Origin of the sequence: Jeotgalibacillus proteolyticus (genome assembly GCF_002926065.1) — a bacterium.
Taxonomy (GTDB): Bacteria; Bacillota; Bacilli; order Bacillales; family Jeotgalibacillaceae; genus Jeotgalibacillus; species Jeotgalibacillus proteolyticus.
Genome location: NZ_PREZ01000006.1, coordinates 229,108 through 247,931, shown reverse-complemented (window position 1 = coordinate 247,931; position 18,824 = coordinate 229,108). Strand labels below are relative to the sequence as shown.

Genomic DNA, 18,824 nt, shown 5'->3' with positions numbered 1-18,824 from the left:
GCAGGTTAGTTAAGGAAGGACGAAATTAAAGTATTATAAGAATAGTACCAAAATAAGGGGATTTGTAAATGCATACAAACAATAAAACAGTACTAGAATTAGTGCAGTTTGATAAATATGACGTAAGAGATTTAATAAAACTTTCTGCATCAGTTAACTGGGATTATGATGAATATGAGATTAGAACTGTTATGTCATCAGGTAAAATATTCGGACATATAAATGCTGAGGGGAAAATTGTCTCGAGTGCAGCAATAATACCATATGATACTGATTTAGCTTCAATTGGTATGGTCATTGTTAATAAAGAATATAGAGGTTTAGGCTTGGGGAAAAAAGCCACAAACAAATGTATAGACAGTGTCTCTAAAGACACCTCAATAATGTTAATTTCAACTGAAGATGGGAAACCCCTATATGAAAACCTGGGTTTTATTACTGTCGACTATGTACATAAGTATTTATGTGATAGATATAATCAGACTCAAATGTTTATTAATCGAGAAATTACCTTAGAGAAATACAGTGAGAATGATTTTAATGAAATTGTTGAATTAGATTTGGCAGCGTTTGGTGATAAGAGAAGAAAATTTCTTCTTAACCGGATAGATCAATCAAAACAATGTTTAGTTGTTAGAAATCAAAAGGGAAAGATTACTGGATATGGATTATCCATATTAGGACCAATAAATCTAATATTAGGACCTATAGTAGCACCAGATCCGCAAACAGCAGCTTTAATAATCGATGGATTGGCTCATAATCATCAAGGAAAGTTAAGGATTGATGTGACATCCAATAATGACGAGTTAATGTTATTCTTGGAGAAAAGCGGATTTGTAAAAGTTAGTGAACCTCCAATTATGATAAAAAACTCTATTAATATGCCATTCAGAAACAAAGAATTATTCGCTATTGCGGCACAAGTTTTTGGGTAAAGATAATTAAATCCATTTTCAACTAACGGGAGCATTCCTTTAAGAATAAAAAAGGAAATAAAATGATTAATTATGTACTTAAAAAACATTCTTTGGTTTCAGCCGAAACTGATAATGATGCAGTAGATTTTTATCGGCATTTTGGTTTCAAAATCACAAGTCTGGGTGAAAGGTATCCAAGTGTTGAACGTTATCTTTGCAAATTCAAAAGGCAGTAGCTTTTGGTGGCGTGTTCGGTATAACTATTGAATAAGTCATCATTTTAGGTCATAATACAATGCCAGATCAAGCAAAGCAAATCGATGCACAAGGCCTTGAAAAAGTAGCGGAAATTGCCAAAGCGTGCGTTAGGTGCTCAAACGGCTACTGTAGAAGACACAAGTAAAATAAGTTCAGTACATCCCTTCGTGAAATTTCAGCGAAGGGATTTTCTTGTATAGAATTTACAGAATCCTAGAAAGGTAATTGCTAACAAATAAGACGAAAGGTTTTACTTTTAGATCTTGATAATTTAAGATAAAGCAGATAATGAATATCCACGTTAGACAGAAAACACTAAAACAACTATAAAAAGGAGCTGCACATCATGCAGATGAAAACCGGGGTTGAACAATCGGTCTACGCTATTCTAATGCTGAATATGCTGCCAGATCGAGCGGTATTACCAGGAGAAGCAATAAGCCAACAGTTAGGGAGCTCACCGACTTATTTTCAAAAGCTGTTGAGAAAACTAGTAAGCGCAGATCTCATTACCTCTGTTGCAGGTGTAAAGGGTGGATTTAAATTAAAGAGAAAACCTGAAGAGATTCGAGTGTACGACGTTTATCTTGCTATAGAAGGTCAACAATCTCTTTATTCTCCAAGTGGTATTCTTGATGACATGCTTGACCTGGAAAAAGAAGATGAATGTTGTTTATTGACCGATTTAATGGATGAAGCTGAATCGACTTGGAAAACAGTTTTGGAGCGTGAAACGATTAAATCTCTACACGAAGAATCAACGAAACGTTTTCCTGAAAAAATAGAAGGCTTAAGGGAATGGGTAAGAGAAAGAATGGTTTTATAAGATACTAGGAGAGTAACGATATGGATAATTTAAAATCCCATCAGGGTTTTGCACAAACATTTAAAGATAATACATTAACGATTGGATTAGGATTTCCTTTGGAATCATATGAAGGAAGCTTTCCTAAAATGGATTTGGAAGAGCAAATGCTACTGGCGAAAAAGTCAGAAAGTCTAGGATTTGCTTCTTTGTTTGTTAGAGATTCGCCACTTTATAATCCGAAACTTGATGATGTTGGGGCCCTATACGACCCATGGGTGTTTCTTTCTTACGTAGCGGCGCATACGAATCAAATTGCTCTCGGTACTTCGAGTATCGTGACGACATTGCGTCACCCGCTTCACGTAGCAAAGTCAGCTGCCTCATTGGACACAATCTCTAAACAGCGATTGTTACTAGGTGTAGGATCTGGCGATAGGCCAATCGAATTCCCAGTATTTAAAGTGGATGATCATGAAAAGGCAGCGTTATTCAGAGAATCTATCGTGGTAATGAAAAAAGTCTGGAAAGAATCATTTCCACAAATTCAGACAGAGCGTGTTGAGATGCTTCAAGGTGATGTCGTTCCCAAACCAATTCTTTCGGACATTCCGATTTTAGGTACAGGGTATTCTGGCCAAACGATTGAGTGGTTGGCTAAGCATACAGATGGTTGGTTTTTTTATTCTCAAGGAGTCAATGAGCAACGTGAACTTGTGAAAAAATGGCGAGAAGCAGCTGGCGTGTTCAAACCATTTGCGCAAAGTTTGGCAATTGACTTATCAGAGAATTCAAATGAAGCACCTAAGCCGATAAAGGGCGGGTTTAGATCGGGTTATAAATTTCTAATCGATTATTTACACGCTTATTCGGATGCTGGTGTTAACCATGTTATGTTTGGTTTAAAAAATAGTAAGCGCCCAGCTGCAGAAGTGATTCAAGAACTAGGCGAATATATAGTTCCTCATTTCTCTCCAAATAAACAATGAAAGAAGTGGAAGTTAGATGATTAAAGGTTTAGATCGTATTAATAAATTAGCAAAAAAACAGCGTGAAGAGGGTTTAACCAATGCTGAAATGGTTGAACAAACCGTCTTGCAGCAAGATTATTTACGTGAAATTCGAGGGCAGGTTCTCAATACTGTGTCGGGTATAACGGTACTGGATCCTTTGGGCAATGATGTAACACCCGAAAAACTACAGCAAAAGAGGAAGTGAACGACATGAGGTTAAGTGTTCTGGATCAGGCACCCGTAACAAAGGGAAATAATTCACCAGATGCATTGAAAAAAGCAGAAGAGCTCGCTATTTTGGCAGATGAATTAGGCTACCGTCGAATGTGGATGGCAGAGCATCATGGTACAAACACTTTTGCAAGTTCAGCTCCAGAGGTGACAGCAGCCCATTTAGCTGCCAAAACGAAACAAATCCACCTCGGAACCGGTGGTACAATGATGATGCACTATTCTCCGCTAAAACTGGCTGAAGTATTTAAAACACTGAGCGCATTTTCACCAGGCCGAATTGATTTTGGTGTGGGTCGAGCGCCAGGAGGAGATAATGATTCTATCTATGCTTTATCCGAAGGACGCCCTCCGATGATCAACAATATGTATGAAAAATTCGATATAGCGCTGCAATTGATCAATGATGAAGTACCAGACGATAGACTATACAATAAAACGATAGCCACGCCATCCAAAATTGTGTTGCCTGAAGCTTGGCTATTAGGTTCGAGTGGCAATAGCGCCATTCAGGCAGGGCGTATGGGCGTTGGTTATTCGTTTGCCCAGTTTTTTAATGGTCAGTTATCCGAGTCGATTTTGGAAGCTTATAAGAAGAACTTTCAACCTTCAGCGTTTATGGAGAAGCCGGAAATCAATGTTTCCTATATGGTGACAACAGCCGAAACAGCAGAAGAAGCTGAGTTTGAAGCAGCGCCCCAAGATATTTGGCGATTACAGTTTACGAAAGGCAAAATCGGTCAAGTTTTGACGCCTGAAGAAGCCCGTGACTATCCGTTGACGGAAATGGATCGAATGATGATTCAAGACAGCCGAAAAATCCACTTAGTAGGATCTGCAAAAGAAATTGCAGCGCGATTACAACAAGAACAACAACAATATGGATTTGATGAAGCAATGATTTGCAGTATACCCCATTCACAAGAGAAACGTTTGAATGTCTATCGCTTATTAGCACAGGAATTGCTGTAAAGAAAGGAAGTATGGAAATGAAGGATTATTTAGTGAAAGCAACTGCTTATAACAATCAGGTGCGTGCCTATGCGGCAATCACAACAGAAACTGTCGGAGAAGCGGAGCGTCGTCATCAAACATGGCCAACTGCCTCTGCAGCTCTGGGACGTTCGATGACAGCTGGCGTGATACTTGGCTCTATGTTAAAGGGTGAGGAGAAAATATCGATAAAAATTAACGGTGGCGGCCCAATTGGCACCATTTTAGTCGATGCAAACACAAAAGGGGAAGTGAGGGGCTACGTAACAAATCCTCAAACTCATTTTGATTTAAATAACCAAGGTAAACTAGATGTGAAAAGAGCCGTTGGAACAGACGGTATGTTGACTGTATCAAAGGATATTGGCTTACAACAGCCTTTTGTTGGATATGTTCCTCTTGTGTCAGGTGAGTTAGGTGAGGATTTCACATCATATATTGTCAATTCAGAGCAAGTACCTTCATCTGTAGGAGTAGGTGTTTTAGTTAATCCGGATCAAACGATTCAGGCGGCGGGGGGCTTCATCATTCAACTAATGCCTGGAACAGATGATGAAACCATCCAACTGATTGAAGAACGTTTGAAAGATATCATGCCTATTTCATCAATGGTGGAGCAGGGAATGATGCCTGAGCAAATACTCGAACAAGTACTAGGTGCAGGTAATGTAAAGTTTTTAGAGACTATACCAGTTCAGTTTCAGTGCCAATGCTCCGAGGAGAGAATTACGAATGCCATTATTAGTCTGGGTGGCGTCGAGATTCAGGATATGATTCAGACAGACGGACAAGCTGACGCAAACTGTCATTTTTGTAATGAAAACTACCATTTCTCTAAACAAGATTTAGAGTTATTACTCGAAGCGGCTGTATAATAAAGTTTACGTTATTCTCACCATTAAAAGCCATCTTTCTAGATTACAGAAAGATGGCCTTTTCTTTGAAGTGGAAATAGAGAATACGTTCAAATTTCCTTGGTTATAATTTGTAAGCTTACTTCGTCTCGTATGACATAACCTTGTAAATTTTTTATCAAAATGGATATAGAATTTTACTGCATATGTAAATTTAAGAATAATCTACAGTGAAGAAGCGATTTAGCTGAATTAAATAAGGGGGATAATATGAGTTTCTTATCAGCTGGCATTTTTACAATTTGGAGCTATTACAAGTAGTTATCATTCTAATTCTTATAATAGGAGGAATCTACCTATTGAAAAACCTGAAAAAGAAAAAAGGTAACGCATAACTTTGTAACTAAATGTACTTAAACTATTGGGAGTTTTCCTTTAATAAGGAGTGCTTTTTTCTTTGTCCATCAAAAGGAAATTAATGTTAAACTAAAGGGGCAGGTGAGAGGAAAAAGGAATTTATCTATAAAAAAAGAACTTAGACCTTAACGCCGCTTTTTAATAAGATCATCCTGTTCATCAAATAATGACCTGAAAAAGCGGAAAGATCAAATGCAACGGCGAGACCCGAAAAACCTTTTAGAGATTGAGATTTCCGGTTTCCGGTGATAAGCCTTACATCAGGCAGCCATTTGTTGTCTTTTCGAAGCTGTGACATTTGTTTAGTCACTTCCTCTAATGCTTGTTCTAATTCTTGGATATCTAGTTTGTACTTAGCAAATTTCCTTTAACACCCTTTATCAATTAATCGCTTCATTATAGAAACGCGGAAACCTAACTCAAATATTTCTTCAAAAATGCAATCAGCTAAATACAAAAACAACCAGTTATCCTATAGTAACTGGTTGTTTTATTACAGGAGTTCATCAGCAATCAATTTATACGACCGTAAGCGATCCATATAGTCATGAGTGATAGTAACGATCATGAATTCATCATTGTGGTAGATTGATTGGAGCTGTTCAAGCTGCTCCCGTACCTCTTTTGGATTGCCGATGATTATTTTGCGTCGCATTTCATCAATTACTTGTTGTTCTCCGCTTGTATATGGATAGCGTTCGGCTTCCTCTAGTGAAGGAACCCCTTCGCTGCCTTCTCCTTTTTCCATTTTTAATTTCCAGAGAAAACCGCTCTTTGCCAAGTCTTCAGCTTTTTCGGTCGTTTCTGCACAAATGGCAGACACTGCTATGATCGATTCCGGTCGTTGGGATGAACCCGGCTGAAAATTATCCTCATAGGTTTTAAGGATTTCCGGTCCATCTTTATCGCTCATGAAATGGCCGAATGTATAGGCGCTTCCGTTCTCTGCAGCAAGCTTGGCACTTTTGATGCTAGTCCCGAGAAGCCATGGTTTAGGAGAAATTTCCGGAAGCGGCGCTGCAGATACTTTTGAATACATATCTTCTTCCGGAAAATCATCTTTGAGGAAACGCAAAAGTTCTTTAAAGGATTCCGGCATCTTGAAAACATTTTGTAAAAAATTATCCGAGAGAGCCATCGTCACTTCCGCTGATCCGCCGGGAGCCCTTCCGATCCCTAAATCAATTCTGTCTGGAAACAGAGTCGCCAGCATATTATAGACTTCAGCAACCTTGTACGGTTTATAATGCGGAAGCAATACCGCCCCTGCCCCGATGCGGATTGTTTTGGTGTGTGCCCCAATGTAGCCCAGCATCACTTCGGGCGCAGAACAGGACAGTCCGGAAAAATCGTGATGCTCGGCAATCCAATAGCGCGTGTACCCGAGCTGTTCCCCGCTTTTTGCAAGCTCCATGGAAGCCTGCAAAGCCGTGGCTGGTGTTTTGCCAGCGGATACAGGTGATTGATCCAGGATGCTTAATTTCAGTGGATTTTTCCTACCCAATTTCAATCAGCTCCAGGCTGAATAGGGATGAAGAATGTTCATCCGTGAAATCAGTCCGTGAAGTAGAGTAATTGTTGATGGTTCCTCTGAAGCTCAAATCAAGCTCAGGAACCTTTACATCAAACGTATTTTTGTATAAATGGACCGTAACGTCGTGGTACTCAGTCCCGCCTCTTACTTCGAAATCAAACCGAATGGTCTTTGCTTCTTTTCCGGAGCTGTTTGTGGCCGCTCCTTGTTCAAAACCAGTTACTTTCAAAGAATAATCGTCCAAAATCACTTCATTTACCATTAAGGATCCTCCTCTATTTTTACCTAAGTTAAGTTTGTCCATGTTACCATTCGCCGTAAACATTGAACAAATTTTCTGCTTCCTCTATTTAGGGGATATTTATGAGGATACTTTATAAAACTAAGCAGTTAAATATTTAAGTACTCACTCCCATTAAAGAATAAAACCAGCTCCCAACCCAGCTGATCACAGTGAAAGTCGTTGGCTCCCACCATGATACAATAACGTTGAGGGTAAGATAATAACGATCAGTGCAGACTTCTTAAAATTCTTTTTTCCTTTTCTTTGCTTTTTTTATAAAGTCAAGATTGTTGGACATAATAAATTTGTCCACAATGACCGGAGGATTTTCCGGAGAAAAGTGACAAATTTTATTTATTAAGGAGGATCACAATGGGAATTTTGAGCGGCAATCCAAAAGTTGAACCCATGCATTATGGTGAAGTGTTTGGCACCTGGTCATATCTTTCTACTGCAAAAGCTGGAATAGCCAAATTCCAAACGTTAATTAATCATGCAGGTGACCGCGATTTGCAGGAGTTAATCGAAGAAGCAATAAAGCTGGGGGAACAGGAAGTTGAACAGCTGGAAACGATTTTAAAAGAAAATGGCATTGGCTTACCTCCAACACCTCCTTCCCGTCCCGTAGCTAAGTTAGATGAAATTCCAACTGGTGCAAGGTTTCATGACGTGGAAATTTCAGCATCAATCTCCATGGATATTGCAGCTGGTCTAGTTGCTTGCAGCCAAATCATCGGTCAATCAATTCGTGAAGACATTGCTTTGCTTTTTGGCCAATTTCATATGCAAAAAGCAGCACTTGGCGCTAAATTTTTAAGACTAAGCAAAGAAAAAGGCTGGCTCGTTCCGCCACCTCTTCACCAAGGGCAATAATCAGGCATCCGAAGTTTGTTAAATGAAAAATGACGAGTAAAAAAGATACCCCTAAAAAATGAACCATTCTTTTTAGTCTTCTTTACACGACTTTTTAATCAACGAACTAAACACCAAATAATGGGCCGAAAAAGCATCCACTTCCATTATTATGTACTTAAATCATAATGAAATTCTAATGAAACTTAGAATAGCAGCAAAGCTGGCTAGTATCTAAATGGTTTAAATCATTTAGAAAATAGCCAGCTTTTGTTTTTGCTGGAAAGTCAATGAAGTGTCGGTATTTAAAGTTTTTTGCTTAGCCGCTTATGGTGTTCACTCTAGACCAGATTATTGGGTATATAGAGACTTCAGTTGATAAGGGTTTAATTTGTATTAATTCTTTTAAATAGCTGTTAATATTCGATAAACCTTACTAACAGGTGCCAGGCACTTGTCGAATAGGCACCTGTCGAATCTGAAGCGCAGTGAACCGGGTATAAGGGCCTGAGACCTATTTGTCCCAGACCCTTTATTCTGTAAATTATAAGCTTAGAGACAAAATCAGTCCTAAATACATTGAGGCAATAAAACTCCCTGCGAAGAAAACGCCCACTGCCGGCTTTACTTTTTTGAAGCTTAAAATAATAAGGATAAGGAATAACAGCGAAGTTACGAATAGTAAAATTGACATTGTATTTGCGGTTAACGTTACATTGGCTGCAGGAAGGATTTCCTTGCCGAGTATCCATTCCACCCAGCTGGAGGAGCCTTGAGAATCAGCGGCAAAATCAACCTCATGGGGCGGTGGCAGTGTTCCTAAGATACTTGTAAAGAAGAACACAATTAAAATCACAATCGTTTCCGCTTTTACCCATGGACGGGGATTAAAGGATGGAGAGCTCACAGCTCTTCTTGCCAATACCCCATTGATAAAAGCAAATACCAAAATAGGAATAATTCCGATATGTTTTAATAGGAGCATTTGTCCATAGGGTAAGAGCCAGGAATTAACATACGTATCAGGTTTAACAACAAAAAACATTAATGTTAGCCCGCTAATGACAATGATGATGATGCAGCCTATTGCAAACGGAGTAAACCACTGTAAAAACTTTTTCCATTTCGTTTGATCTCTTGAAAACCATGCTACGTGAATTAATATGCCGCTCCAAAGGATCACCATTGAGAAATGGCCAGAATGTGCAACAAACCCAAACCAAAAAGATAAAGAAGCACTATGACCTGAATATCCAATAGCCAAAACCATTATTACTAACAAGAGGCCTTGTACATGTTTGGAGCCATTCAGCAAACATGTGACCCAAAGAAGGACAGATGAAAAACCGATAACTACCCATACTTTCCCTATTTGGGAATCAGTAATTACGGAATAGGCTGCCATTGTAAAGCCAACTGTATCTCTAAAATAAGAAATGGCCAGTGCAGCCGGGCCCAATGAAAAAACAAAGACTCCCAGGGTAGATAACAGTATCGTTCTTTTAGAAACGGTGGATTGCGGCTTGTATTCTGCCGGGATATACTGCAATGCAATATATCCCGCGAGTATGGCAAAACATAAATAAGTGCCAAATTCACTTATAGGAATTAGAAACTCCATTCTACTTCTTCCTTATAAAAAGTATTGCCAAGCCAACACTCAACAGCAAAACAACCACAACAGGGATGACAATTTTTGTGAGATTGGATTCAGATTGCTCATTGTTTGATTCTTTCTGATTTGCTGTATCCTTTTGTCTTACTTCCCCTTCTTCATTTACTGCTGGATCTGTGCCTTCTTTATTATTGGGGTTTTCAGTTATAAGCTCTTCTTTCCCGGTTTCTCCAGCATCCTGTTCAACTTGAACAGAGAATGGAATCTCTCCAGTTATTACATGGCCATCTTCACCAATGATCTTCCACTTAATAACGTATGAACCATTTTCCGGTGGAGCTTTAAATACTCCAACCATCTGGGTTCCTTGTGGTTCAACACTTTTAAATGGAATCTTCTGGTCGTCCTTCACTAGTGTCATTGTACTAAGTGACTCAATTTCCCCTCCAAAGTTCAATACGATTTTATTCAAATGTTCCGTTACCACCTCTCCCGATACAGGGGTGGAGGATTCTAAGTGTGTATGTGCACTTGCTATTGCTGGCAGCATTACTAGTATAATCCCTAACATGATCAATAATCGTTTCATTCTTAGTCCATTCCTTTCATCATTTTTTCAGTCCAAAAAATAATTTTCCTAATTATTGAAATTAAGAATCAACCCGTTTAATACAAAATAAATTTCATATGGTTTTCTAATAGGACTATTTATCTCATAGGGTTGTTAAGAGGAATAAGTGGATGAATTTCCTTGGGTGGGAGAAGTAGAGGGGTATCTGGTATTGGGTTAAGAAAAAAATTCTTTGTAAAGTATTCGTTGTTTTCTTCATGAAAAGAGAAAAGCAGAAGATTTAAAAGCAATATTCTGCTTTTACCTAGATTATTTTTTGCGAACTGCTAACACAAAAGCCGCCAATGAAAGGATAGCAGCAAGGCTAGATAGTATTAACGGAAGAGAATTGGATTGGCCATTTGATTGTGTATCATTCGACTTGTCATTTTTAGTTTCTTCTTTTGCAGAATCGGCATCGTGATTGTTTCCTTCAGCAGCCCCCGCAACGATATTTGTGATGGCGTGCGGTTTTTCCGATCCCTCATCACCCGTCCATTCTACAACAGTGCCATCTTTATAATACTGAAAAGCATCCCAGACAGCTTTAGTAGCCGTGTCGGAATTTTTGGCTACAAACGTAAATTGTTGAAATTGACCAGGTAAAATTCCTTCTCCAGTCGTTTCATAGGTGATTGTCGCCAATTTTCCATTGGCATCCTTTTCGGAAGTAAAGTTCCATCCAGGAACGGGTTGATAAGACTTTACTTCCAATCCCTCTGGTACCTTTAAGGTTACCTTAGTTGTTGCCACATCTTTTTCCACAGGGACCTTCATAGTATATGTTTCCCAGGCACCAGTAGTGGATTCATCTGGTGTCACCGTCACGTGTGCACTGGCTATGCTGCAAAATAAAAAGATCCCCAAAAATGATAATAAAAGCAAATTAGATACTTTTTTAATCATACTCTTCATGATTCACTCCGCCTTTTCTATTATTGGACTTTTTTGACCTAATGCCCTCCCTTGTAGATGATTTACTGCAATTATATTCGAGGGCTAAGACAAAATTACAGTGCTGTTTCCCATATTCATTTGCATTATTTAAGCAACTTAAAAGTTTATTTAACATAGTATAAAGTAATTTGATTGGGGGTAGAAAAGTGGGAATACGAAGATCTAAAGGTAAATGCGGGCCAAAGTGTAAATGTGGACCAGAGTGTACATGCGGATCAGAATGTAAATGTGGAACAAAGTGCAAATGTGGATCAGAGTGTAAATGCGGATCAGAGTGTAAATGCGGATCAGAGTGTAAATGCGGATCAGAGTGTAAATGCGGATCAGAGTGTAAATGCGGATCAGAGTGTAAATGCGGATCAGAGTGTAAATGCGGATCAGAGTGTAAATGCGGATCAGAGTGTAAATGTGGACCAAAGTGCAAATGCGGATCAGAGTGTAAATGTGGACCAAAGTGTAAATGCGGATCAGAGTGTAAATGTGGAAAAGAGTGCAAATGCGGAACAAAGTGCAAATGTGGACCAGAGTGTACACGCGGAACAAAGTGCAAATGCGGACCAAGCTGCAGTTGAGACACTGGATGCGATTGTGCCTCAAGCTAAAAATTGTGATTAAATAATTTTTTCTTTATGGCGGAAGGTATTTTTGAGTTTTTTTTGGAGGTAATCGTATGTTATTGACTATAAGTACATTAGTTGTTTTAGCTCATACACTTTACTTTATTAAAGAAATTCATGTTAAAAGGGAACGTTTCTCAGGAATGGAAGGACTAATGGCAGTTATGTCAGTGGCTATGGTTTCCAGTTTAATTATAGGGTTAATTTTTGGTGTACTATTCCACGATAACCTTACAACTTCAACTATATATGGGATAATAGTAAGTTTGATTGTGGGATACTTTTTAGGAAAGCCTTTAAAGTTATACGGAATAATTGAAGCAATGGGAGCAGGACTGATGGGAAGTATGATGGGGGCAATGTTGGGATACATGTTGCCTTCAGCTAACTACATAATTATGTTAACGTTTCTGGTTATCTTGTATATCATTGTCGTTTTTTGTTTAATTTTTTTATTGAGAAGAGCAATCAATAATTCAAGTTCAAACTTTAATAAATCAACTGGTTCGATTTTGGTAATGACTTTATTAACGATTATGATGTTAATTACTGCTTTTCATGAGAACTCGAATTTAAATAAGCAAAATAATAATCATAGACAACCAGTTGAAATTCCGTCGCATGAGCATAACCATTAACAAGTGGAAACAGTTTGTAACCTTATTAAATTTCATTGAAAGTAAGTCCGAAGCTGAAACAATAAAAGTAGAAACAAGCTCTAAAAACTTTGAAGGAACAAAAAGAGATTCGCTATACATTGACGGCGAATTTGTTGGTGAATAAAAAACTTTTATAGAGATTAGCTTGTTATATTACGGTAAGCATTCCTTCAATAAGGAGTGCTTTTTTTTTTATCCAACAAAAGGGAATTAATGTTAAACTATTGATGATTAGGTATTCGGTCTAAAAGGCAGTAGTAAATTCTTTGATTCGGAGTGGTAGTCGTGGAAAAGTACCAATTAATAAATATATCCAATGAAGCCGTTCTGTCTATTGTATCAGCTATTAACAAACGTCTGAAAGGACGAAGGAGTCCTTTGGTGGTGTCCCTAGACGGAGGGAGTGGTGCAGGCAAATCTACGGTGGCTGCTGAGGCGGCTTCGCATTTGGGTGCAACAGTCATTCAGTGTGATGATTTCTTCGCAGCAACTATTACCGACGATGAATGGGATACCTACACACCCGAACAAAAGTGTAGTCGTTGCATCGATTTGCAGCGTATGCGTACTGAGGCATTGTTGCCACTTATAGTAGGTAAAAACGCTCAATATTACCCTTTTTCCTTTTCGTCTTGGAACGGTTTGTCATCATACTTGGTCACAAAAGAGCCTTCTGAGGTAATTATACTTGATGGAATTTATTCCTCACTTCCTGAACTTTCCGATGTTGTCGACTATAAGGTTCTTGTGGATGTCTTACCCGATGTTCGCCGCCATAGGCATAATCTCAGAGAGGGGAATGACGATGTGGCTTGGCACCTTCGATGGGACTCCGCTGAGGATTATTATTTCTCAGTCCTGTGTCCACCATCATCGTTCGATTTAATAGTGGTCAACGAATAGTCATAATAGTTTTAACGATTGTTGTATGAAAACCCTATTAATAACACTCTTTCAATTGTATAAGTACAATTTTTATTCAACTAACGGGTAGCTTTAGTTGAATAAGGATTGCTGAAAGAAATTATTATAAGAATTAATTCTACTGCAAAACAAACCATTTTGATCAATCAAAATGGTTTGTTTTTATTTATTTATTTTAAAGTTATATTTGTTCAATCAAAGTAGACCTTGGATGCACATTAAAAGTGTAGTCTTATCAAGTTGCTGAAGTGTTCAATCTTGGTTGTTCAATTGTTAATTATTAGTTTTTACCGCAAGGTCCTACCCTTAAAACACTATCTAAAACCTAATAACTTCGAATGCTAGTCTAAAGCAAATATTTTGAAGAACTCTTATAGGTAAAGGGGGCTATTGTTCCATAAGAGCTTCCTACGTTCCAAGAAGTATGCCATATTTCATGCTGAACAAGATCACCGCTAAAGCAGTCCACTAGAATATGCAATGCCTGTCACAAGCTAGTGTCTTAGGACTTATAAAAATTGCGTAATTCCGATTATCTTATTATGTTCTAACTGTTACCCTTCAAGTGTTAAAAGAGGCTAGGAGAAAACGGGTGATTAAACGAGAATGCCCCGCCAAAACAAACTGTTCTGTAGGGGCATTTTTATTTTGCTCTTCATATACAGCCTGCGCTATTTACCTTTGCTAGCCTGTCAGGCTGGTTTCAAATAGATCAATGATCTCCAAAAATCTTTCAGCTTCTCTAAAAGTATGATCTGCCAACAGTGGATGAATATTACTTTTAATTCTGCATGCTTCAATTAGATCCCTTGCAGTCTTCTTAAAATCCCTTAACGAAACAACCGAAACTTTATTTTGGTTAAGAAATTGACTTTGAAGAGGAATTGTTTCGGATTGAGGCCACATTGAATCTAAATCAATTGCTTGAAAAAGAAGTTGATCAAAATCATGACTAAATTCCCTAGCCTGAGCCACTAACTTTCTCTCAGAAGGATCTAATAGATGTCCAATAAACTTAGCATGATCAGCCATAATCCTTAAGAAGAATACATTTTCTTGAATGACAGCATCAGGCGTTGGAGCTAACTTCCCTTCATTTAGTTCTTTTAATCGATTAGCAAAGTAAGCTGCTTCTCTGCTTACATGATCTACTAATAGTGGGAAATTGTTTGTACGGATCTCGCAGCGCAAAGTTAAACCTAATACCTTTCGCTTATAAGACCATATTGCCACAGCAGCCTGGTAAACTTCGGCATTAAAGGCTTTAACCTGACTTATATCTGAATTTACTGTAAACCGGTCTAACCTTTCTTCAATTCCTTCAAACAATGAGATGAATTTCTTTGCCTCATCAATTAATTGTGTCTGTTCGTATGTAAACCCTAAGCTTAAAAATAAGGCATGCTCTTTCATAATCCTAGACCAGAATTTAATTTCATCTAAAGATCTGGCTACAATCGCATCAGCGAATTTAATCTCCCCCCTGCTGAAGTTTTCTACTTTCTCACTATATTTACAAGCTAGTTTTATTATTCTTATTTTTTCATAAAAAAGTTTCACTATCTGTTCAGAAAGATGAGAGCAGTTATTAAAATTACCGTGGCACTGAGTCATCATTTGTTCAATTGCCTACAAATTTAAAGCTCCCCTCCTTTTAAATGAGACTAAGTCATTGTGTGAAAGCGTGTTAGAAGAAATTCCTCGTTAAAGAGTTAATGGATCGTTTTATTTTCTTGACGTAACAAAAGATTTATTTGATGCTGGTTAGCGTTATTCTGCTTAATTCTACGATATAATGTTGCAGCAGAAATCCCTATGGCACCTTTTTTTGTTAATAATATTTTTCAACCTAAAGGAGGGGAAGAACAATAGAAACAACTTTTAAATTAGGAAAAATCGAAATTCCACTGCCTGATGCATCTAGTTCATACTTTTTCATTGATCAAGATCTGGCAGAAAGTTGTATAGTAGAAAACCACATTTTTAAAAGTTAACCCCATTCAAAAGAAGGAGCTCAACTAGGGCGCCAGGTGGAATTTTTTCTTTCAAGTTTGGAGTAAAGTTACGGTTATGGAAGGTAAATGGAGGAATACAACCAGAAACCTTTTACCGTTTAAAGCGTAACAGAATAAAAGGCTCTTGAAAGGAGAAATGAAATCATGGCCCCCTATCACTTTTCTGTCCAGGTGCTTTCAAGAAGCAACGGGCAATCGGCTGTTGCTTCTGCTGCGCATCGATCAGGAGAACGGCTTTTAGATCAACGATCAGGTGAAATAAAGATTTACAGGCGGACCCTGCAACCGGAAACAATGATCATTTCCCCATTACATGCGCCTGAATGGGTACAAAATCGCAGCCGTTTATGGAATGAAGTTGAGAATTCAGAGACACGCAAAAATTCCCAACTAGCCAGAGAAATCAAAATGACGCTTCCACTAGAGCTATCCGAGGTTCAGCAGACAGATCTTGTCAAAGACTTTGTCCGAACGGAAGTTGTCCGCAACGGAATGATCGCTGATATTGCGATACACCGAGAAAACCCCAAGAACCCTCATGCGCATATCTTACTAACCACCCGGGAAATTTCTAAAGATGGATTCACGGTTAAAAACCGGGATTGGAACGATCGTGCATTATTAATGCAATGGCGTAAAAAATGGGCAGCCCTTATCAAGCTGGCGTTTCAAAAGCAGCACTGAAACATACAGTTACCTTATAGAGGGTACCTTTGAGCTAATAACTAATGATCTGAACGCTGGGTCAACTTGCGATTAGGTGGAGACGGTTGGATTTGGTCCATTGTTATCGGGTGTTCCACGGTAAAGGTTATCCAGCCTTCTTTGTATGCTGCTCGTATGGATCCGTTATGCAACTCAACAATTCTTTTTGCGATCGCAAGTCCAAGTCCAGTGCCTTGATTGTTCTGTCTTGCCTGATCTCCAACAAAGAAACGCTCAAATAACTTTTCCGTATCGACTATAGACGGAGCTTCCACCCGGTTTGATAGTTCTACAATTGTCATTGAATCATTCGTTTTCAAACTAATGTGTATATCAGAAGGTTTTGTGCTATATTTTATCGAATTGATAAACAGATTTTCATACACACGAACGATTTTATTAACATCCAATGTCACTGTGATTTCTTGATCGGGTATTGATTTTACAATCTTGAGGTTCTCTTTTTCAAACATAGGAACGTATTCCCCAAGCAGCTGCTCTAATAAACCTGAAAAGTCCACTTCACTAAGTTCTAGTGTGATATCAGGACTTGATAAACGCGAATATTCAAAAAGTTCATTGATCAAAGATTCAAGTCGTTTGGAGTTAGCGTAGGAGGTTTCAAGATATTCTTTTAATTGATTTCCGTTAGAATATTTATTCGTTCTTAACAAATCCAAATATCCAATAATGGATGTTAAAGGTGTACGCAAATCATGGGATATGTTTGTAATAAGATCGTTCTTTGCTGTTTCCAGTTGTCGTTCGTATTCAAATTTACTTGCCAATTCGATGGACATGGTATTAATGTTCTCGGCAAGTCTGCCTATTTCGTCGTTTCCTTTCCTTTCAATCGTTAATCCCAAATTTCCATTTGCAATTTCATTAATACTTTCTGTAATGCGTTTTATATATAATATTTTCTTTCGAATAATAGCTAAAAACGTGCCAATAAAAGAAAGGATAACAAATGCAAAGACAGAATATACGATAACATTATAAGAAGTTACCCCTATTTCTTCAGCTGAAAGATATTCAATGCTGTAAAGATACAAAATACTTTGAGAGAGGATGATCATTACAAGAAACGAGACCAAAAAACTAATGGCCACTGCTGCTAATAGTTTTACAAACAATGAACTCTTCAATCGATTCCCTTTCATATTTTATAACCGACTCCCCACACAGTTTTGATATATATGGGACGCTTTGGATCTTCCTCAATCTTCTCCCTTATTTTAGTAATGTGTACCATTACCGTATTATCTGACTTGAAAAAATTTTCTTTCCAGACAGCTTCGTATATTTTTCTAACGTTTAATACAATGTCCTTATTAACCGCAAGAAGTTCAAGTATGTCGAATTCCTTTGGAGTAAGCCTTATTTCTTTTTTATCCACCCATATTTGGCGGGTATCTGTATTGATCATCAGATTGCCAATTTCAATGATGGTTTTGTCGTTATCAAATTCGGTATTATACCTTTTATATCTCCGGAGCTGGGACTTTATTCTTGCGATTAGTTCCAACGGGTTAAAGGGCTTTGAAATATAATCATCTGCACCGGATGTAAGTCCTTGAATTTTATCCATATCTTCTGATTTTGCTGAAAGCATAATAATAGGCATATGGCGTTCTTCTCTAATCTTCATGCAGGCTTTAATCCCGTTCATCTTAGGCATCATAATATCCAAAATTATGAGGTCAAAATCCTCTTTTTCAAGTAGTTTTAACCCTTCAATTGCATCCTCAGCCTTTTTTTTTGAATTCCTTCATTTTCTAAATAAACAGAGATAAGGTTTCTGATTTCTTTATCATCATCGATTTAAAATTTTTGTCGTCAATCTTTTTTCCATCCTTTTATTTTCCGTTTAGTATTCCCATTTTTACTTTGGCAGCTCAACACAAAAGCGGGTGGAGCATTTCGATATTCACGTTTGATGTCAATCTGTTCAAAATACTGATTAAACATTTCCTTTTTCAGCAGGGTATATTGAAATGTAATAAACGTACCATCATTTTTCAATAAACTTCGAGTTTTATCTAAGATAACACTCGAGACATTCTCCGGCAAACTGGCAAAAGGCAAGCCGGAAATAACATAATCAATAGATGGAATCTTGTATTTTTTTATATATTTGTCTATGCTCTCGGCGGTATCGTTTATGATGATAAAGTTGCTTTCACTCTTGTATTTTTCATTTAACATCTCGTAAAACATGGTGTTGTTCTCGAATAATATAACCAGCGTATCTGATTCTCTATATTGAAGGATTTTATCAGTAAAAACACCTGTCCCTGCTCCAAGTTCAACGATATAGTTAGCCGAGGAGAAATCAATGGTCTCAACCATTGTTTTAGCTAGATAACCAGAGCTTGGTAAAATAGCTCCGATTTTTCTTGGAGCAAAAAAATATTGTTGAAGAAACTTTATTGATTGCAAGTCTATTCACTCCTTAGAATTTTAGTTCTATGAAAAGAATAGACTTAACATATTAAGAAACATTCATGGAATTTCTTAAGAATTCTTAAGATGCTTTATGATTCAAAAGGAAATTCTCCT

At 37.8% G+C, this 18,824-nt stretch carries 20 protein-coding genes and 1 pseudogene; 11 read left to right on the top strand and 10 right to left on the bottom strand.

Annotated features, from left to right (window positions below):
- Positions 1-68: 68 nt before the first annotated feature.
- The 6 genes from C4B60_RS16700 to hslO all read left to right on the top strand — a co-directional run bounded on the left by C4B60_RS16700 (position 69) and on the right by hslO (position 5,095).
- Complete coding sequence (locus C4B60_RS16700; RefSeq protein WP_104059162.1) at positions 69-938, top strand: GNAT family N-acetyltransferase; 870 nt, start codon at positions 69-71, stop codon at positions 936-938.
- Positions 939-1,524: 586 nt separating this feature from the next.
- Positions 1,525-2,004 (top strand): Rrf2 family transcriptional regulator, encoded by a 480-nt coding sequence (locus tag C4B60_RS16695; protein ID WP_104059161.1) that lies wholly within the window; start codon positions 1,525-1,527, stop codon positions 2,002-2,004.
- A gap of 20 nt (positions 2,005-2,024) precedes the next feature.
- Positions 2,025-2,972 carry an LLM class oxidoreductase gene (locus C4B60_RS16690; protein ID WP_104059160.1) on the top strand — a complete coding sequence of 316 codons (948 nt, stop codon included), beginning with the start codon at positions 2,025-2,027 and terminating at the stop codon, positions 2,970-2,972.
- 16 nt (positions 2,973-2,988) lie between these two features.
- Positions 2,989-3,201, top strand: a complete 213-nt coding sequence (locus C4B60_RS16685; protein ID WP_104059159.1) for a DUF896 domain-containing protein — start codon at positions 2,989-2,991, stop codon at positions 3,199-3,201.
- A 5-nt stretch (positions 3,202-3,206) separates the two neighbouring features.
- Positions 3,207-4,199, top strand: a complete 993-nt coding sequence (locus C4B60_RS16680) for an MsnO8 family LLM class oxidoreductase (protein WP_104059158.1) — start codon at positions 3,207-3,209, stop codon at positions 4,197-4,199.
- A gap of 17 nt (positions 4,200-4,216) precedes the next feature.
- Positions 4,217-5,095, top strand: coding sequence for an Hsp33 family molecular chaperone HslO (hslO, locus tag C4B60_RS16675; protein ID WP_104059157.1), 879 nt, complete (start codon positions 4,217-4,219; stop codon positions 5,093-5,095).
- Between the two features lie 514 nt (positions 5,096-5,609).
- Here the strand turns inward: hslO and C4B60_RS16670 are convergent.
- The 3 genes from C4B60_RS16670 to C4B60_RS16660 form a co-directional block, all read right to left on the bottom strand.
- Positions 5,610-5,789 (bottom strand): hypothetical protein, encoded by a 180-nt coding sequence (locus tag C4B60_RS16670; RefSeq protein WP_104059156.1) that lies wholly within the window; start codon positions 5,787-5,789, stop codon positions 5,610-5,612.
- A 195-nt stretch (positions 5,790-5,984) separates the two neighbouring features.
- A complete protein-coding gene (locus C4B60_RS16665; protein ID WP_104059221.1) occupies positions 5,985-6,977 on the bottom strand; it encodes an LLM class flavin-dependent oxidoreductase in 993 nt (330 codons plus the stop codon).
- Positions 6,978-6,987: 10 nt separating this feature from the next.
- Complete coding sequence (locus C4B60_RS16660) at positions 6,988-7,287, bottom strand: DUF3219 family protein (protein WP_104059155.1); 300 nt, start codon at positions 7,285-7,287, stop codon at positions 6,988-6,990.
- A 393-nt stretch (positions 7,288-7,680) separates the two neighbouring features.
- Here C4B60_RS16660 and C4B60_RS16655 point away from each other — a divergent pair, with 393 nt between their 5' ends.
- The gene (locus tag C4B60_RS16655; RefSeq protein WP_104059154.1) at positions 7,681-8,181 is read left to right on the top strand and encodes a DUF3231 family protein; all 501 of its coding nucleotides are present in this window, start codon (positions 7,681-7,683) and stop codon (positions 8,179-8,181) included.
- A 523-nt stretch (positions 8,182-8,704) separates the two neighbouring features.
- Here the strand turns inward: C4B60_RS16655 and C4B60_RS16645 are convergent.
- The 3 genes from C4B60_RS16645 to C4B60_RS16635 all read right to left on the bottom strand — a co-directional run bounded on the left by C4B60_RS16645 (position 8,705) and on the right by C4B60_RS16635 (position 11,291).
- Entirely contained in the window at positions 8,705-9,781 is a 1,077-nt protein-coding gene (locus C4B60_RS16645; RefSeq protein ID WP_104059153.1) for a copper resistance D family protein, read from the bottom strand.
- Position 9,782: 1 nt separating this feature from the next.
- Positions 9,783-10,364, bottom strand: coding sequence for a copper resistance CopC family protein (locus C4B60_RS16640; protein ID WP_104059152.1), 582 nt, complete (start codon positions 10,362-10,364; stop codon positions 9,783-9,785).
- Positions 10,365-10,655: 291 nt separating this feature from the next.
- Positions 10,656-11,291: a YcnI family copper-binding membrane protein gene (locus tag C4B60_RS16635; protein WP_135122137.1), complete on the bottom strand. Its 636-nt coding sequence runs from the start codon at positions 11,289-11,291 to the stop codon at positions 10,656-10,658.
- A gap of 183 nt (positions 11,292-11,474) precedes the next feature.
- Between C4B60_RS16635 and C4B60_RS16630 the strand changes: the two genes are divergently transcribed.
- From C4B60_RS16630 to C4B60_RS16620, 3 genes are all read left to right on the top strand, one after another.
- Positions 11,475-11,957 (top strand): hypothetical protein, encoded by a 483-nt coding sequence (locus tag C4B60_RS16630; protein WP_104059150.1) that lies wholly within the window; start codon positions 11,475-11,477, stop codon positions 11,955-11,957.
- 55 nt (positions 11,958-12,012) lie between these two features.
- Positions 12,013-12,597, top strand: a complete 585-nt coding sequence (locus C4B60_RS16625) for a hypothetical protein (RefSeq protein WP_104059149.1) — start codon at positions 12,013-12,015, stop codon at positions 12,595-12,597.
- Between the two features lie 306 nt (positions 12,598-12,903).
- A complete protein-coding gene (locus tag C4B60_RS16620; protein WP_104059148.1) occupies positions 12,904-13,521 on the top strand; it encodes a uridine kinase family protein in 618 nt (205 codons plus the stop codon).
- Between the two features lie 705 nt (positions 13,522-14,226).
- On the opposite strand, the gene C4B60_RS16615 is transcribed toward C4B60_RS16620, so the two are convergent.
- Positions 14,227-15,018, bottom strand: coding sequence for a DUF2935 domain-containing protein (locus tag C4B60_RS16615; protein ID WP_104059220.1), 792 nt, complete (start codon positions 15,016-15,018; stop codon positions 14,227-14,229).
- A gap of 683 nt (positions 15,019-15,701) precedes the next feature.
- On the opposite strand from C4B60_RS16615, the gene mobQ reads away from it, so the two are divergent.
- Entirely contained in the window at positions 15,702-16,241 is a 540-nt protein-coding gene (gene mobQ, locus C4B60_RS16610) for a MobQ family relaxase (RefSeq protein ID WP_104059147.1), read from the top strand.
- A gap of 41 nt (positions 16,242-16,282) precedes the next feature.
- Here mobQ and C4B60_RS16605 read toward each other — a convergent pair whose 3' ends face one another.
- The 3 genes and pseudogenes from C4B60_RS16605 to C4B60_RS16595 all read right to left on the bottom strand — a co-directional run bounded on the left by C4B60_RS16605 (position 16,283) and on the right by C4B60_RS16595 (position 18,704).
- The gene (locus C4B60_RS16605; RefSeq protein ID WP_104059146.1) at positions 16,283-17,425 is read right to left on the bottom strand and encodes a sensor histidine kinase; all 1,143 of its coding nucleotides are present in this window, start codon (positions 17,423-17,425) and stop codon (positions 16,283-16,285) included.
- Positions 17,422-18,086: pseudogene (locus C4B60_RS16600) on the bottom strand (response regulator transcription factor). The gene C4B60_RS16605 and the pseudogene C4B60_RS16600 overlap by 4 nt, the downstream one beginning before the upstream one ends.
- 15 nt (positions 18,087-18,101) lie before the next feature.
- On the bottom strand, positions 18,102-18,704 hold the full coding sequence (locus tag C4B60_RS16595) for a class I SAM-dependent methyltransferase (protein ID WP_104059145.1): 603 nt from the start codon (positions 18,702-18,704) through the stop codon (positions 18,102-18,104).
- Positions 18,705-18,824 lie beyond the last annotated feature (120 nt).